The 15,803-nt window shown below is 69.7% G+C and carries 12 protein-coding genes; 6 read left to right on the top strand and 6 right to left on the bottom strand.

Annotated features, from left to right (window positions below; genetic code table 11):
- Window positions 1-98 precede the first annotated feature (98 nt).
- The 5 genes from ACFYUV_RS50170 to ACFYUV_RS50150 all read left to right on the top strand — a co-directional run bounded on the left by ACFYUV_RS50170 (window position 99) and on the right by ACFYUV_RS50150 (window position 7,994).
- Window positions 99-971, top strand: coding sequence for a BtpA/SgcQ family protein (locus tag ACFYUV_RS50170; protein WP_387683024.1), 873 nt, complete (start codon window positions 99-101; stop codon window positions 969-971).
- Between the two features lie 36 nt (window positions 972-1,007).
- Window positions 1,008-2,735, top strand: a complete 1,728-nt coding sequence (locus tag ACFYUV_RS50165; protein WP_387683023.1) for an SIS domain-containing protein — start codon at window positions 1,008-1,010, stop codon at window positions 2,733-2,735.
- Between the two features lie 431 nt (window positions 2,736-3,166).
- Window positions 3,167-5,110 carry a protein kinase gene (locus ACFYUV_RS50160; protein ID WP_387683021.1) on the top strand — a complete coding sequence of 648 codons (1,944 nt, stop codon included), beginning with the start codon at window positions 3,167-3,169 and terminating at the stop codon, window positions 5,108-5,110.
- Between the two features lie 1,090 nt (window positions 5,111-6,200).
- Window positions 6,201-7,325: a hypothetical protein gene (locus ACFYUV_RS50155; RefSeq protein ID WP_387683019.1), complete on the top strand. Its 1,125-nt coding sequence runs from the start codon at window positions 6,201-6,203 to the stop codon at window positions 7,323-7,325.
- Window positions 7,326-7,694: 369 nt separating this feature from the next.
- Window positions 7,695-7,994: a hypothetical protein gene (locus ACFYUV_RS50150; protein WP_387683017.1), complete on the top strand. Its 300-nt coding sequence runs from the start codon at window positions 7,695-7,697 to the stop codon at window positions 7,992-7,994.
- Here the strand turns inward: ACFYUV_RS50150 and ACFYUV_RS50145 are convergent.
- From ACFYUV_RS50145 to ACFYUV_RS50120, 6 genes are all read right to left on the bottom strand, one after another.
- Window positions 7,961-8,668, bottom strand: coding sequence for a poly-gamma-glutamate hydrolase family protein (locus ACFYUV_RS50145; RefSeq protein WP_387683015.1), 708 nt, complete (start codon window positions 8,666-8,668; stop codon window positions 7,961-7,963). The two genes, ACFYUV_RS50150 and ACFYUV_RS50145, sit on opposite strands and share 34 nt — an antisense overlap.
- A 985-nt stretch (window positions 8,669-9,653) precedes the next feature.
- Window positions 9,654-10,679, bottom strand: coding sequence for an agmatinase (gene speB, locus ACFYUV_RS50140; RefSeq protein ID WP_387683013.1), 1,026 nt, complete (start codon window positions 10,677-10,679; stop codon window positions 9,654-9,656).
- A 37-nt stretch (window positions 10,680-10,716) separates the two neighbouring features.
- Window positions 10,717-11,610 carry a LysR family transcriptional regulator gene (locus ACFYUV_RS50135; RefSeq protein WP_387683011.1) on the bottom strand — a complete coding sequence of 298 codons (894 nt, stop codon included), beginning with the start codon at window positions 11,608-11,610 and terminating at the stop codon, window positions 10,717-10,719.
- Window positions 11,611-11,818: 208 nt separating this feature from the next.
- Complete coding sequence (locus ACFYUV_RS50130; protein ID WP_387683009.1) at window positions 11,819-13,099, bottom strand: M14 family zinc carboxypeptidase; 1,281 nt, start codon at window positions 13,097-13,099, stop codon at window positions 11,819-11,821.
- A gap of 139 nt (window positions 13,100-13,238) precedes the next feature.
- Window positions 13,239-13,640 carry a cupin gene (locus ACFYUV_RS50125; RefSeq protein ID WP_387683007.1) on the bottom strand — a complete coding sequence of 134 codons (402 nt, stop codon included), beginning with the start codon at window positions 13,638-13,640 and terminating at the stop codon, window positions 13,239-13,241.
- Window positions 13,637-14,161 carry a YbhB/YbcL family Raf kinase inhibitor-like protein gene (locus ACFYUV_RS50120; protein WP_387683005.1) on the bottom strand — a complete coding sequence of 175 codons (525 nt, stop codon included), beginning with the start codon at window positions 14,159-14,161 and terminating at the stop codon, window positions 13,637-13,639. The genes ACFYUV_RS50125 and ACFYUV_RS50120 overlap by 4 nt, the downstream gene beginning before the upstream one ends.
- A 122-nt stretch (window positions 14,162-14,283) precedes the next feature.
- On the opposite strand from ACFYUV_RS50120, the gene ACFYUV_RS50115 reads away from it, so the two are divergent.
- Window positions 14,284-14,994 carry a GntR family transcriptional regulator gene (locus ACFYUV_RS50115; protein WP_387683003.1) on the top strand — a complete coding sequence of 237 codons (711 nt, stop codon included), beginning with the start codon at window positions 14,284-14,286 and terminating at the stop codon, window positions 14,992-14,994.
- Window positions 14,995-15,803: the final 809 nt, after the last annotated feature.

The following is a 15,803-nucleotide window of genomic DNA, read 5'->3' as shown; positions in this document are numbered from 1 at the left end:
GTTGGGCCCAGCAGGAGGCGGAACGCCGTGCCCGGCCGATGCGGTACGGGGGTGGGCGATCGGCTGGAACGGTGTCATGGTGAGAGGGGCCGGAGATCTTGGCGTCGAGCGCCTTCGCAGGCGGTCCCGAGGCGGAAGCGGTGGCCATGCCAGGTTCGGACGGAGTGTCGTGGCTAGGACGCGGCAAGCTGGTGCTGGGCATGATCCATCTGCCGCCGCTGCCCGGCACCCCCTTCTATGACGGGGGCGGTGTCGAGCCGATCGTGGAGCGCGCCGTCGCCTCCGCGCGTGCGCTCGTGGAAGGCGGCGCGAACGGATGCCTGATCCAGACGGTGGACCGGGTGTACGCCACAGGGACAGACTCCGATCCAGCGCGGATCGCGGCCATGGCTCTCATCACCCGGGCCGTCGTGGAGACGGCCGGGCCGGGATTCCAGGTCGGGGCCCAGCTGATGCGCAACGCCGTGCAGGCGTCGCTGGCGGTGACGCAGGTCGCGGGCGGGCACTTCACCCGGGTCGGCGCGCTGGTCGGGGCGACCATGACAGCGGGCGGCCTGGTGCAGGGCGACCCGCTCGCGGTGGCGGATTACCGGAACAAGATTGGCGCGCAAGGGATCGCACTGATCGCCGAAGTCGCGTCGATGCACTTCTCCTGGTTCGGCGGCGGCAAGACGGTGGCCGAGGTCGCCGCGACGGCCCGGCAGGCAGGCGCGGACGCGGTCTCCCTGTGCCACCGCGACGACGACATCACCATGGGCATGATCGCCGCAGTCCGTGCGGCGTGCCCGCGGCTTCCGGTCGTCCTGGCCGGGCACACCCACCACGACAACGCCGCCCGTCTCCTGGGATCGGCCGATGGCGCGGACGCGGCGTTCGTCGGAACCTGCCTGGAGAACGGAGGCTGGGGCGGCATGATCGACAAGGACAAGGTGGCGTCGTACGTGGACATCGTGCGCTCCGCCCAGCGGTAGGTGGGATAACCAGGACGGAAGGCGACCCTGGCCACGGTGACCGTCGGCCACCACGGGAAGGCAGGCATAACGGTGACCTCTCGCTACACGCTGGCAGAGATACCCCGCCAGGTCGCCGCGCTGAGCGAGGACCTGCGCGCCTGCTACCCCGTGGTCGCGGACGCCGCACGGCGACGGGCGAGAGGGCCGAGCTGGGACGGCCTGACGCGGGTGGTCGTGACCGGTAACGGCGACTCTCTGCACGCGGCGCTGGCCACCGAGATGGCCTTCCATACCTTGGGCGGGGTGGCGTGCGAACCTGTGAGCACGCTGCGCCTGCTGGAGTACGGCACCCCGTGGGAGCGCCGAGCGGGAGTGCACACGCTGGTGGTGGGGGTCTCGGCGTCGGGTGGCAACGCCCGGGTTGTCGACGTGCTCACGCGCGCCGCCCAGCACGGCGTGTGGACACTGGCCGTCACCTCGACCCCGGACAGCGCCGTGGCGCGGGCCGCGCAGCACGCGCTGGTGCTTCCCTTGACCGGATTGCTGCCATGCCCTGGGATCCGCACCTTCCAGGCCAGCCTCCTGCCCCTGTACGTGGTCGCGATCGAGATCGGCCGAGCCCGAGGCCACCTCGCCGACAGCGCAGCCGACACCGTGGGTGCCGAGCTCGCAGCAGTGGCCGACGCCGTGGCGGCGACCACCGACCTGGTACGGCACAACTGCGCCCGGGTGGCCGATCAGGTGGCCGGCGCACCGGTGATGCTGGCACTGGGCAGCGGTCCCGGATACGGCAGTGCCCAGTTCGCCGCCGCCGAACTCGTCGAGGCAGCCGGGGTGCTCGCCGCGGCGCAGGACCTCCAGGAGTGGGAACATGTCGAGGTGCTGGCCCGCCCGCTGGACATGCCGACCTTGGTGTTCGCGGCGGCGGGCCGTAGCCGGCGGCGCGCTCTGGCCGTGGCGCGGCGGCCCCGCGCGCTCGGCCGCACCGTGATCGCTATTGGCCCCGGCAGCACATGCGCGAGCACCACGGCGGTACCCGCCGACACCCCCGTGTGGAAGCTGATCTTCCACCACAGGGTGATCGGCCCCATCACCAGCACCCACGCCAGCATCACGGCCACCGACGCCGTCACCACCCCAGGAGCGTCCAACACCGCGAGCACGGCCAGCCCGACCACCACGGCGGCGAACCCTGCCGCCATCGGCCCTTCCGCGACGCCCGCTCCACCAGGTGAATCGAATCCAGGCGGCCCCGCCGCACCCCGACCGCGCACAACGCCGCGGCCCCCCACCCAGCCCCCGCCACCCCTCAGCGAGCAGTCCAGCCGCCGGCGGCATGACGATCGCCACGTACTGCGGGGCGAACACCTCCGTCACCGCGCGCGCAACACCTCCACCACGTCAGGCCGCCTCTCCAGCCGCCTCCCCGCCTTCCACACGCTGATCAGCCATTGGGCCTCCTCGGCGATCTCTGAGCCCTTGGACGCTCGAGGGAATGCTCCCTCAAACTGGTCAGGACGTGATTGCACGCATGTGCGGGTTCCGAGATGCTCCTTGACCGTTACCACTGCGTCCGTCGTACCGGGCGCCCAGGATGACGGCGTGCGACTCCAGCCCAAGGCGACCCGCCCCACGCCACCACGGTGGCGAGCGGTGACGTGGACCCCTGGCGCGTCGCGTGCGCTTCTCATGGCGGTGAGCGCGTTCCTCACCACGGCGTTCTCGCCCCCTGCGCCCGGCAGGGCTGAAGCACTTCCAGCGTCTCCGCTTGTACGCCAGTAACAGCACTTCTTCCTCACATATGCCTTGGGCAGGGCTGGCTGGTGTGCCGCCATGGAGGAGCGCCGCAGGGGCATCGGCCGCCTTGCCTTTCCGGTTCAGAAGAAGAAGGCGCACGCAGTGATCAACTTTGGGCCAGAGGCTGCCCTCTGGCAGCAGATAGTCTCCGCCGCAGGGCCGCTCCTCTGCGCGTTGGGGTCGTCCTAACCAGGATGGCCAAGGCAACCATGCCGACCGGCAGCAGGGATCGAAGGCAGCTCTTGAAGGGATGCCACCGGAATAGGGCGGGACCGGGCCGCGGGGTGGCACAACTGCTGGTCAGCGTTACGCGAGTGCTGCGTAGGTGGCGGAGTCGCCGAGGTGGCCGAGACGTCAGCCTGCGCTCTGGCCCGTAGTTTTGGTGTTGATCAGAGGGGTGGCGGGATCGGAGTGGTGTGGTGAGAGTGCTGTCGGGACGGTATGAGCTGCTGGAACCGTTAGGGCGCGGCGGTATGGGGGTGGTGTACCGGGCGCGTGACCGGGAGCTGGAGCGGATGGTGGCGGTCAAGGTGCTGCCCGCGCAGATGCTGCGCGATGAGGACTTCCGGGCCCGGTTCCGCCGGGAGGCGCGGGCGGCGGCGGGCTTGTCGCATCCCCACATCGCGACCGTCTACGACGTCGGTGAGGACAGCGGTGAGGACATCGGTGACGGGGATCCGGTTCCGTATCTGGTGATGGAGCTGGTGGAGGGCGGGACACTGGCCGATCTGCTGCGCCAGGCGCCACCGTCCCCGGACGAGGCCGGGCAGATCGTGGCGGCGGTCCTGGAGGCGTTGGAGCACAGTCACGGCCGGGAGGTGGTGCACCGCGACATCAAGCCCGCCAACATCATGGTCCACCGCGTCGGCGGCCGGGTGCGGGTGAAGGTGATGGACTTCGGGATCGCCAAGTTCATGTCGGAGACGGCCACCCGACTGACCGCCACCGGAATACAGATCGGCACCCCGTCCTACATGTCGCCCGAGCAGGCCGACGGCAAGCCCGCCGACGCCCGCTCGGATCTGTACTCCACCGGATGCGTGTTGTATGAGCTGCTCACCGGTCGGCCGCCCTTTACCGGGCACTCACCCGCCGTCGTGCTCTTCCAGCACATCCACAAGACCCCGCAGCCGCCCTCCCAACTGAGCCCGGCCTCGGCCCCCTTCTGGGACGAGATACTGGCGACCGCGCTGGCCAAAGACCCCCAACAGCGCCACCGGGATGCCGCGGCCATGCGCCAGGCCATCGAAACCGGCTTAGCCGCCCCCACCACCCAGGCGCCTCCGCCGACCCTGCCCCTCGCGTCCGCACCGGTATCCGCAACACGAGATCAGGTGCACCAGGTCCTGTCCCGCCGCCGCCTGCTCACCGGGCTGGGCGTCGCAGGCCTGGCCGCCGCCCTGTCGGCCGCCTACTACACCTTCACCCGGGAAGACACCGCCACCCTCCTCGGCCAGCGCCTCGCCGGCCACAACGGCATCGCCCACTCGGTGGCGTTCAGCCCCGACGGCAAGATTCTGGCCACCGGCGGAGACGACACCGCACAGTTGTGGGACGTAGCCACCCGCACCCTCCTCGGCACGCCCCTCACCGGCCACACCGACGATGTCTCCGCGGTGGCGTTCAGCCCCGACGGCAGAACCCTGGCCACCGGCAGCTATGACAACACCGTGCGGTTGTGGGACGTAGCCACCAACACCTCCATCGGCCGCCCCCTCACGCTCAACAGCCCGCCCGCCCCGGTCTCCGCGCTGGCGTTCAGTCCGGACGGCAAGATCCTGGCCGCCGACGAAGACAACAGCGTGCGGCTGTGGGACGTGGCCACCCGCACCTCCATCGGCCGCCCCCTCGCGGCCCGCAACAACCCGACGGGCACCGTCACCTCGGTCGCGTTCAGCCCGGACGGCAAGATCCTGGCCGCCGACGATGACGACACCGTGCGGCTGTGGGACGTGGCCACCCGCACCTCCATCGGCCGCCCCCTCACCGGCCACACCGACTGGGTCGCCGCGCTGGCGTTCAGCCCCGATGGCAAGATCCTGGCCACCGGCAGCAGTGACCACACCGTCCGGTTGTGGGACATGGCCACTCGAACCCCCATCGGCCGCCCCCTCACCGGCCACACCGAAGGCGTCGATTCGGTGGCGTTCAGCCCCGATGGCAAGATCCTGGCCACCGGCAGCAGCGACCACACCGTCCGGTTGTGGGACGTGGCCACCCGCACCTCCATCGGCCGCCCCCTCACCGGCCACACCGACTGGGTCTTGTCGGTGGCGTTCAGCCCGGACGGGAAGATCCTGGCCACCGGCAGCAGGGACGGCACCGTGCGGTTGCGGCAACTGCGAAGTGATCCAGATTGATCAAGCCTACGACCCGTTTCTGCCGTATTCCGGCACAACTCCTTGGAGAGGTGGCTTGAGCACCGCCGGGCGGTGGTGGCGGCACGCCGCGAGCATCGGAAGGCCAGGCGCCAGGACCGTCGTGAACGGTGCCAGGCCAGACGTGCGGAACGTGCGCGGCGGCGGGAGGAGCGGCAGCTCCGATATCACGTCAGATCTGACGTTGATCCGCCCCCTTCGGCGCCGACGGCGGGGCGGGGTGACCTTCGGTTCGGGCAGGTTCAGCAGCTTGCACGGTTCCTGGATATCAGGGTGAGCTGGTGGACCGCCCGGACCAGGGCGGCCGGATGGTGACCACCTTCTCGCTCAGCAGCGGCCATGACATAGACGTGGCCGCTGCTGAGCCCGCTGATCGATGTCTGCGCCAGTGATCGGCTGGGGAAAGGGGCGGCACCGACCTGCAGCTTGCGAGCGTCAGCCCGTGACAGCACAGGGCAGCGGCCGGCCGCAGGCGTTCCGCCCGGGCGGACAGCGTCTGGTCAGCCGCGCCCAGCGGAGGGAGGCCCTTGGACTGCACGGAGTGGCAGGACGCGGATGGGGCGGTAGCGGCCTGATCGGAAGGGAAGCAAAGGCAGCCACACCTCCGGTGGTGCCGGCTGCCAGCCATGGGTGCGCAGGACGTCCCGGAGCCAGGCTTCGACCTGTTCGGGTGGCATCCCGGCTGTCGGCCAGCGCGCGGTGGGCGCCGCCCAGGGGCAGCCACCAGTGGCTGCGCCGCCGAGCAGCGCGAACTGATCGTGTTGCACGCCGCCCGCGCTCGCGGCCGCACCTGGGAACAGATCGCCGAGCTGCTGAGCCACAGCCTGCCCGTCCCGCCGCCGTAACCGCAGCCCAGGCCAAGGCCCGGTTTGCAGCGTTGCGTAAGAAGTACCCCTACACCTCCGGCCAACTGCCCCGCACGATCACCAGCGCCCCCACCGCCCCCTCGGAGCCGTCATGACCAGCTCGACCCCCGCGCCCGGCCCAGCCGCTGTTCCCGGCCCAGTTTCACGCAGCGCTGCCCGAGCTGCGTCCCCTGAGCGAGGCGCTGTACGGCGCACTGTCGCAGCCGATGAACCAGGCCGACCCGTACGCCGAGATCGCCTGGCAACTGGCCAAAGCTCTGGCGTTCCTGCTCAACACTGCTGACCGGTCCGGCGACCACGCGGCGCTGATGGAGGGGCTGGGCCAGGTCAGCGACTCCACCGCCGCCTCCCGTGCCCGTGCGCTGCTGGCCACCGGCGTGCCCGTGCTCACGCCGGCCGCTGACCGCGCCGCCGCTCGCGACAACCGCACCGCGCTCAGCGACAGCCTGACCACCCGCATCACCGCCGAGCTGCTGACCGCCGACGAGCACGGCGACAGCTACGGCGGCCCGCGCGACCTGCTTGACATGGAGCTCACCGGCGACAGCATCGCGGTGAAGAGGGAGCTGCACGCACCGATGCGCGCGCCCCGTTGGACTGAGACGCCGTGCTGCGCGCCCTCGGCGCCGCCTACGACCGCGCCACCGCGCCTGCGCGTGAGCATCCAGATGACCAGTCCGCCCCTGGGACGACACCGTGACCGAGCTAGTGGCCCGGCCCGGACCGGGCGCCCCGGGCGCTCCGGCGTCCAGCAGCGTCGGGCTGGCCTTCTTCGCCCGGCCAGCCGCCGAGCGGCGCCCGGCCCCGGCCGCCTGGGTGGCCGGCGCCGCGGCGGACGTCCGGTGCTGCTCGGCCTGGGCCTGCTCCCGCTCGCCCAGGGCGTCGTCGCGGGCCTGCTCGGCCGTGCCCCGGGCGCGTTCGCCTCGGACACCTGGGCCCAGGCGTCGCGGGCGTCCGCCCTGGCGGCCTCAACCCGGCGGTCGGCGTCCTGCCGGACTCGGCGCTGCCTCCGCATTCTCCGGCAAGCCCCGCAGCAGCAGGCTCGGTGGGCCATGATGCTCGCTGTCGCGCGATCGTGCTCTTCGGCAGGCCTTGTCGAAGGCTTTGATCATCTTCCTCGTTCCGGTAGCGGTGGTCGGGGTAGATCAGCGGGCATGGGCAAGAGCATGCTAATGGGCAGGGACGCCGCGGCCCGCATCCAGTCCGCGGCAGCCAGGAATCCCGGTAGCGACACCGCTCGTGATGCGTTCGATCGCCGTGCCCAGTCCGCCGGAGACAAGAACGAGGCCCGTGGCCGTGAAGATGGCCGCCACAGTGACGCCGCACGATGACCGATGACCGATGTGCGATGACGATGTGCGATGACGACGGCAGCCGCGGGACTGCCGCACCCCAGTGCCCGTGACCGAGGAGACTACCTGCGGTGGCCATGACCTTCCGCCCCACGCTCGGGCAGCTCTACGATCCGATGCGCCCGCAGTTGCCGGAAGCGATGTCCTGGAGACTGACCCGTCGGACGTGGAGCTGCTCATCTCCGTGCCCGACCCCACAGCCGAGGAAGTGGCCGCGACGCACGGCTTTGTCGGGCGGGCCCATCGCCTTCATCGAACAACCGAACGTGGCGGACGAGAGGTTCACGAGGGCGGCGAGTTTCAGAGATCGCATGTTCGCGGTCTGGGTCACGAGCAGGACCGGCTGGCGTGCGCCGTCAGCGCCACCAGGAGCTTGCCGCCGCGCACACCACGCACGACGCTGCCGAACGCCGGGTCACCGAGCTCTACACCAAGGCCGCCGAGCAGCTCGGCAACGCTCAGGCCCCCGTCCGGTTGGCCGGTCTGTACGCGCTGGAGCGCCTGGCCCAGGACACCCCGGCGCTGCGGCAGACGATCGTGGACGTGATCTGCTCATATCTGCGCATGTCGTACACGCCGCCGCGCGAGGACCGTGGCAAGAAGATCCGTGCCGCTCAGCCAAGGGCACGGTTGACGGCCGCGACGTAGCGGTAGAAGGCGTTCGTACGGTTGGCGGGGTTCTCAACCCAGGCGCGAGTCAGCTTGCCGCCGTCGAAGAACCGCTCCCGCTGGCCCCGGCTGATCTCCAGCTGCACTCCCATGCCTCTGCGGTTCCTGTTCGCGATGTTGCGGGTGCTCGTGCCGCCGATCTCCGTGGGCACGGACGCCGCGACGGGGAACCCGGCGGCGCGTAGCTCGGCCTTCACCTTCTTGATCAATGCCGTGTCTCGTCCACCGACGTAAGTGGTGGCGCCGGTGCCTGCGGCGGCGTGCCAGGAGATGGTGTAGTCGACGCCCGCCACCACCGCGAGCGCCTTGGGTTCGTCGAAGTGCGTGGCGGTGATGTGCAGAGCGCTGTTGCCGGAGGCTTTGATGCCCTCGAACGAGTAGTAGGCGTGCCTGCGGCCTGCAGCCTGGTCGGCGAGCTGCGACGTGGGCGCCTCGATGGCGCCGCCGTGGATGGCGATGTGCGCCACCCGCGCTCCGCGGGGGACGCGCTGGACGCGGCGATAGTCCCTGCCCTCGGTCTCTTGGGCGGAGAGCTGGGCGTAGCCGGCGTAGACATCGCGCGCGCTCACCTGCGCCGTGGACACGGCGTGCGCGGCAGGGGCAAGGCCGATCACGAGCAGGCCCGCAACGGCGATGGACAGCGTCTTCTTCACATCAAGCCTTCCGAAGATCTTCCTGGGCCGCCATCATGCCAGGTACGCGTGACCATCTTGACTCGCGGGATCGCCCTGGCCCCCCACCCCGGCCGGCGCGGAGCCGTCCCGGACTCGAACCAAGCATGCGGCGTAATGTGCAAAGTTCGTGTCGTTCACGCCAGACCGGCCAGCCAGCAGCATGGGCAGGCAGCGCCAGTCGTCCTCCAGTTGCTCTTCCTGGGCCGACCCGCGGGCGCGCCTGCTGGACGGCGCGCAGTGGGAGGCGGTCCAGGAGGGCGTCCTGCACGGGCCGAGCCTTGAGCCGGTGGCCGAGCACCTGGCCGGACGAGTACGGGCGCTGGACGCGGCCTGGCAGTTGATCGCCGAGCGGCTGCCGCGGCTTCTCCGGCTCCCGGACGGCAGCACGCGCACGACGGTCCGCTGTTCCTGGCCCAACGCGCCCCGTCCCCGCCCGCCGGCCGGCGGCTGGCGATATCTGCCCGCACACCGGTCGCGCCCGCCTGGGCTACGACCGCGCCCGCGTCCTGCTGGAGAAGTACGCCGGCCTCGATCTGCACCAGCTGCGCCACAGCGCCGCCACCCACCTCGGCGACGCCGAAGTGCCGCTGCAGCTCATCATGGGCAAGACCCGGCACAAGAACCCCCGCACCGCCATGCGCACGTCAAACCCGGACCTGAGGTCATCGCCAAGGTCACCGAGATCCTGGCGCCCCGCCGCCGCTCCCACTGATCAACCCAGTGGCGGCTGGCCGGGGCTGTAGAAAGTCGGGGCCATCACGTCACAGACCACTAACAGGCGAACAAGCCCCAGGTCGCTCGCGCTAATTCCTGCGCCCAGCCTTTGCCAAGGCCCTTCACCGTGCCGGCCGGTCGGGGCAGCGGCGTGGATCCAGTGCGGGACATCCTGGCGGCGGTTCTGACCGCCACGCATTTGATCGCGCTCTGATGTCAGAGCGCTCGGCCTGTCGGGCGCCTTCGTGCTTCAGTAGCTGTCGAGCAACGGCTGGCTGCGATCCCATGGCTCGAGCCCGCCGTTCTTCTCTGCCTGCCGGCGGGCGAGACCGGACAGCGCTTCCAGCACGATCCGGCTGCCGAGCATGGCGGTGATGTCGGATTGATCGTGGCCAGGAGCGACCTCGACCACCTCGACACCGACGATGGGCAACTCGTAGGCAAGCCGTCGTACGGCGTCCAGCAGTTCGCGTGAGGTCAGTCCGCCAGGCTCGGGGGTTCCGGTGCCCGGGGCCATTCCAGGGTCGACCACGTCGACATCGATCGACAGATACACGCCATCACAACCGTCGACGGCAATCTGCGATGCCTCGTCGAGGCAGGTGTTCAGGCCACGCTCGACGAGCTCGGTCATCTCGTAGGAGCGCATCCGCTGTTCGGCCATCCAGGTGAGCGTCTCGGGCCCGGGCCAGTAGCCGCGCAGCCCGATCTGCAGAAATCTGTCGCCCCTGGCGGCACCGGACTCGATGAGGCGGCGCATCGGCTGCCCGTGGCCGATGAGCGAGCCGAAGGAACTGTCTCCGGTGTCGGCATGGGCGTCGAAATGCATGATCGAGACCCCGCCCCAGCCGACTGCGCGGGCGACGCCCGTGACGTTCGGCAGGGCGATAGAGTGATCACCGCCCAGTACGAGTGGAATCTTCCCGGCCGCCGAGACGATGTTCACGGCCCGCTCCAAGGCCGCGTGGGCACCGTGCGCGTCACCGCTGAACATCTCCACATCTCCGGCGTCCTTGACCTTGAGGTCGAGCAGGCCGTCCACGCCCAGGGCCAGAGAGGGGCGGGTGCCATCGTGCCCGAGGTAGCATGCCTGGCGGATGGCACCGGGACCGAATCGGGCGCCTGCCCGGTAGGAGGTGCCGCCGTCGTATGGAGCACCCAGGATGACGACCCGGGCATCGCTCCAGGTTTCGGGCTCGTCAAGATCACAGGCAGGCACGCCGAGGAACGTGAGGTCAGGGCCGTACATGGCGCCGTAACGGGTCATGTCGCCCATCGTCGCAGTCAGGCGACACGGTCGGAATGCCCCGGTTCTAGGTAGCGGCTCCATAGTGGCTATGGAGCTGCGTACGAAGCCGTTCGACGAGGGGCGGCTGCGGGCCGGCAGGGGTGACGAACAGGACGCTGCGCGCGCCGATGTCCTGCGCCGTCTCCCGGGCGACGACGTCGTGTCCCTGCTCCAGCGCGAGCTCGGGCACCAACGCGACCGTGCCACCGGCGGCCACGAATCCGTGGATCACGCTGTAGTTGTCCGTACGAAGCACGATGCGAGGGCGGAAGCCGAGCAATTGACAGGTGGCGAAGAGTGTTTGGTCGCTTGGGTCGTAGCCGCCGGCGGAGATGATCCAGCCCTCCTCGGCGAACTGCCCGAGATCGACAGGCCCGGCGGGGGCGTACTCCACGGGCAGCAGCAGGCGGAAGGGATCGTCGAACAGTTTCTCCACGTACAGATCCGATCCGTAGCGCGGTGTGACACCTGCGACGTCGTAGATCAGCGCGCAGTGCAGCGACCTGGACCTGACCCGTGTAAGCAGCTCAAGGGGCTCGGCCTCGGTCAGTTCGACCCGGACCCCGCTGCCCTCGGTCGCTCGCCGCAGCGGGCGTGGGAGTAGTTTCGTGGCGGCCGTGGTGAAGGCGCCGACACGCAGAGTGGCCAGGCCATGGGCCAGACGGGCCTGCACCTCCGACTCCACCACGGCGATCCGGTCGAGCACCCCGGCCGCGTGCTCCAGCACCATCGCGCCGATGTCGGTCAGGACGGCACCGGCAGGGCTCCGTTCGACCAGCCGCGCACCGAGGTGGGATTCCAGGGCCTCTAGGTGGTAGCTGATCGTGGGCTGGCCGAACCGGAGCTGCCGTGCCGCCCCCGCCAGAGAGCCGTTCACCGCGATGGCGCGCAGCACCTGGAGCTGACGCAGGTCAATCATTCAGTCGGGGCACCGCCTCAAGCAAGGTGCGCCTTGAGCGATGACGAGGCGCACGGATCAGTTCCGCAGTCGGTCCAGTCTCCACGATCGGATGCGGTGCATCACGACGATGGTGTGGGCCACATGGCGGCCCACGGGGAGGCTGTGAGACGAACACCATCGAAAGGCGCTCGTCCGGCGGTTCACCTGGTGCGATGCGGGCGGTCGCTCACAACAGACTCGCAGTGGTCAGCGCCATGCCGACGTGAGCCCGGACGGCGGGTCCGAGTCCGACGAAGGTGAGTTCGCTCGCCCGCTCAGCCGATGCAGCAAGGGTGTTCGACACCTCGGCCAGGACGCCGGCGACCTCCGGAGTCAACGGCGACCTCTTCGACTCGTCTCGGAGAAACGCTGTCAGATGTCCCGTGCAGCGCAGGGTGTCGAGCAGCACGTCCTCGGCCACTGATCGTGCGTAGGCCAGGGTGCACTGCTGGTCGGCCGACTCCAGGCCGGGCTCGGGACCGGCGTTCAGGGAACGCAGTTGCTCCAGCACCCCCCGGCCGCGAGGGGTGTCGAGGTCGTGGTGGGCCCGAACGGCGGCGACCCAGCCGGCCATGCGAACGGCCAGATCGGCTCTGGCTGCCTGGGCGGCGTCGTGGACCTGGCGGAGGGTTTGATCGCTGAGAGCGTCGTCGGCCATGGCGGCATGGACCCACATCGGTGGCTCCTGGACGACGCCCACGGTGCCGTATGCCAGGGCGTACTCGGTGCTCGACAGCATGCCGCCCGCTGGATCCGACATCTGGAAGAGTCCTCGGCCAAGGACGTGGACGTCGAGTTCGGGACGGCCCCCGTGAATGGGCAACCCTGTTGCCTCACCGGTCTCTCCGAGCCCTTCGACCAGGCCGGGCAGATCCTGGGTGACATACGCGAAGAGACCGCCGGTCTCGCCGTTGTGCATGGTGATCAGCAACGTCGGCCGCAAGTTGTCGATGACGGCGGCGACGGCCGCCGACTCTGGGATCGGGTCGAGGCCGGGCGGGTCGAGGTCGGGCCGGGAGAACGTCCACTCGTACTGCTCGGGGAACGGGGGGCGGTAGATGTGCTCGGCGTAGTGGCGGCGGGTGTAGGGGCCGGCGTACCAGCCGTAGTTGAGAGCGGCGCCGTCGGGGTCCGCACACGGCACGAGATGCCAGACCAGGCCCAGTTCCTTTACCAGCGACGGATCCTCGGCAAGAAGTTCGCCAAGGGCCAGGGCTCCCAACGTGCCGGTGGGCTCATTGGGGTGGGGCATGCCGGTGACCACGGCGTGCCGGTCACCGCGTGCGGCCCCTGCGCTCACGGAGAGCATGGTGAGCGGCAGCCCGGCACGAGAGGTGCCGATGACCTCGAGTGCCGTCGTCTCCGGGTGTCGCGCGTGGATCCGCCGCAGCCGATCTTCGATCTCGGGCAGGGTCGGGAAGTGGGAGGCGTCCGGAACCCGTTCGAGGTATCGCTTGAGTCGTTCCATGCTCAGCGTCCTCCGAGCGTCGTCGCGCGGTGGCCGTTTCCGTCGAGGCTCCCTGCTCGGCCGCGTAAGCGAAGCTAGGAGCGCGTGCCGTTGGAGGGCGTCGGTCACCAGAAAGCGCGCCATCGGAGAGCAGGCGCCGTCAGAGGGGGTCGGCGCGGCTCTCCGAACGGCCGCCACATGACGCCGTGATGGTCATGATGGTGCTGGGGATGTCGAGCTGGATCCGGTGCCACCGTCCGCGCGGGACGATGGCGGCGGTGCCGGCCGTCAGCCTGATCTCCTCCTCACCTTCCCCTTGCCGTCCCGACCGTTGTGGACGCAGGTAGAGGCGGATCTTGCCGATGACGCAGGACACGATCTCGTCGGCCTCGGTGTTCACGTGCCAGTGGTCGGCGTGGACGTCGGAGCCGGTCCTGGCGTGGAATGCCTTCAGGTGCCAGCCATCGCGCCCGGCGTCCGCCGGCCGGGCGCCGGCGTGGATCCTGCCGCCCCGGGACAGATGGATGCCGGACGCGGAGAGCTCGATCGGGGTCACGGTCATGGGGTCTCGGCGGTGGCGGTCAGGACCGCGCGGCCGAGGAGGTGACCGGCGATGGTGAAGCCGAGGTAGGCGGGGGTGGCAGCGGCCGGGACGCCGATGGTCTCGGTGTCGAGGGCGTGCACCACGACGAAGTAGCGGTGGGGGCCGTGCCCCACGGGCGGGGCCGCGCCGAGGTAACGCGCCACCCCGGCATCGTTGGGAAGCTGGTACGCGCCGTCGGGGAGGCCGGTTCCGGTGTCGTCGCCCGCGCCTTCGGGCAGTTCGGTGACGGTGGCGGGGATGTCGGCCACGGCCCAGTGCCAGAACCCGGAGCCGGTCGGCGCGTCCGGGTCGTACACCGTGACGGCGTAGCTCTTCGTCCCCTCGGGGGCGCCGCTCCACGACAGCTGTGGCGAGATGTCCTTGCCTCCCGGGAGGCTTGCGGACATCTGCTCGGCGGGCCAGGGGGCACCGTCGGCCAGCGTGGTGCTGGTGACGGTGAAGGAGGGCACCTGGGGCAGGCGGGCAAAGGGGTTGTTCATGTCTGGTCCTTCGAACAAATGGTGAGGGTGTCGGCCGATGGGGCGGCAGACGTGAGCAGCGCCATCGGGGGGCGCCGTTCGCATATCATCGACTGTAACACGAATAATCGATTATTTGGCAGATGGTCTATCCTGAGGGCATGATGCGGACGGCCGACCCCTCGACGAAACAGATGCTCTCCGAGCGCGTTCACACCCGGCTTCAGGAAGCGATCATGAGGGGCGAGCACGCCCCGGGTGAGGCGCTCAAGCCGCAGCAACTGGCCCAGCAGCACCAGGTCAGCCTGGCCGTCGTCCGCGAGGCCCTGGTGCGACTGGTGGGCGAGGGCATCGCGGTGCGGCTGCCCAACCGCGGCTTCGCCGTCCCCGACTTCTCCGACCGGCGGTGGCAACAGATCACCGAGGCCCGCCGTACGATCGAGCCGGTCATGCTGCGCCTGGCGATCGAGCGCGGCGACCTCGACTGGGAGGCACGGGTGCGCGCGGCCCACCACCGCCTGACCCGCACACCGCCGTACGAGCCGGAGGAAGGCGAGTACTACACCATCGCGTGGTCGGAGGCACACCGCGTCTTCCACCGGACCCTGCTGGACGGGTGCGGCAACCCCGTGCTGCTGGACACCTTCGACCGGCTATGGACGGCCGGCGAGCTGGCCCGCCGCTGGTCGGCGCAGCGCACACCCGACCGCGACGGCGCCGCGGAACACCGCCGCCTGGAAGAAGCGGCGCTGGCCCGTGACGCCGACACCGCCACCGAGGTACTGACCCAGCACCTGACGCTCACCGTCGCCGCCCTCACATCCGCACCTGATCAAGTCAAGCTGCAGTCGTAACTTTCGACAGGCAGCGAGATCAACGCTGATCGATCGCTCTCCACACGTTCGAATGCCTTCACGCCGGAGCTCACCATGCTCGGCATGCTGAGCTCCACTTGTCTGACGTGCCTGACAGACTTTCACGCGGCTGACCAGCCAGGTCGCTTGACAACCCCAGATAACCATCGGACCGCCCGGACCAGGGAGAGGGGGTACATCCCAACCCGAGCGGAGATGCTCTCCGTTTCGTAGACACCTTGGTCCATTCCCCCCGGGTCGCGCTTTTCGGCGCGAGGTTTCAGCGGCGCGGTGCGAGCCGGTCGAGGCCTCCGGGGTGAGCGTGGCCCAGCGCGACGACGGCGTTCACGAGCGCGGCGCAGACCTTGCGGCGGCTGGTGTGGACGTAGAGGGGCTGCTCGGCTGCAGCTCTCCAACTCGTACAGCTCGCCCGGCGTACTCGGTGATCGGTTGCGCACCCTCGTGGAAGCGCTGAGGAAGCCGCTGCTGGCCGACAATCCGACAGGTCCGTGGGAGCAGGCACTGATCACTGAGGTGCTGGTTGCCAGGCAGGGAGCTCCCTGCGGAAGAAATGCGGCGTGACGTGCTGGAATGCTGAACGGACAGGAGAATGTCAGCCGCGGGCATGCGCCGCATACATGGGTAGGAGCGCCGTACCTGCGAGTATGAGATGAGTAGACGAGACTCGTACACGGCTCACACCGGGCTCCGAGAGGGTTGCGTCCACGGGAGTGGTGTACGAGTTTGACCTGGTCACAAGCGTGGCGGCCGTGAAACAGAGACGGCCATCGCGTGATCCTTCGAGTGCG

The organism is Nonomuraea sp. NPDC003560, from assembly GCF_042878785.1.
In the GTDB taxonomy this organism is placed as follows: Bacteria; Actinomycetota; Actinomycetes; order Streptosporangiales; family Streptosporangiaceae; genus Nonomuraea.
The sequence above is the reverse complement of the archived record's forward strand: the minus strand, read 5'-3'. Positions and strand labels throughout refer to the sequence as shown.

Excerpts from the sequence above, each read along its gene's own strand:
- ACFYUV_RS50155 (WP_387683019.1), top strand. The coding sequence starts at position 6,201 with ATGAACCAGGCCGACCCGTACGCCGAGATCGCCTGGCAACTGGCCAAA.
- speB (WP_387683013.1), bottom strand. The coding sequence starts at position 10,679 with ATGGGCGACATGACCCGTTACGGCGCCATGTACGGCCCTGACCTCACG.
- ACFYUV_RS50135 (WP_387683011.1), bottom strand. The coding sequence starts at position 11,610 with ATGATTGACCTGCGTCAGCTCCAGGTGCTGCGCGCCATCGCGGTGAAC.
- ACFYUV_RS50130 (WP_387683009.1), bottom strand. The coding sequence starts at position 13,099 with ATGGAACGACTCAAGCGATACCTCGAACGGGTTCCGGACGCCTCCCAC.
- ACFYUV_RS50125 (WP_387683007.1), bottom strand. The coding sequence starts at position 13,640 with ATGACCGTGACCCCGATCGAGCTCTCCGCGTCCGGCATCCATCTGTCC.
- ACFYUV_RS50120 (WP_387683005.1), bottom strand. The coding sequence starts at position 14,161 with ATGAACAACCCCTTTGCCCGCCTGCCCCAGGTGCCCTCCTTCACCGTC.
- ACFYUV_RS50115 (WP_387683003.1), top strand. The coding sequence starts at position 14,284 with ATGGTCTATCCTGAGGGCATGATGCGGACGGCCGACCCCTCGACGAAA.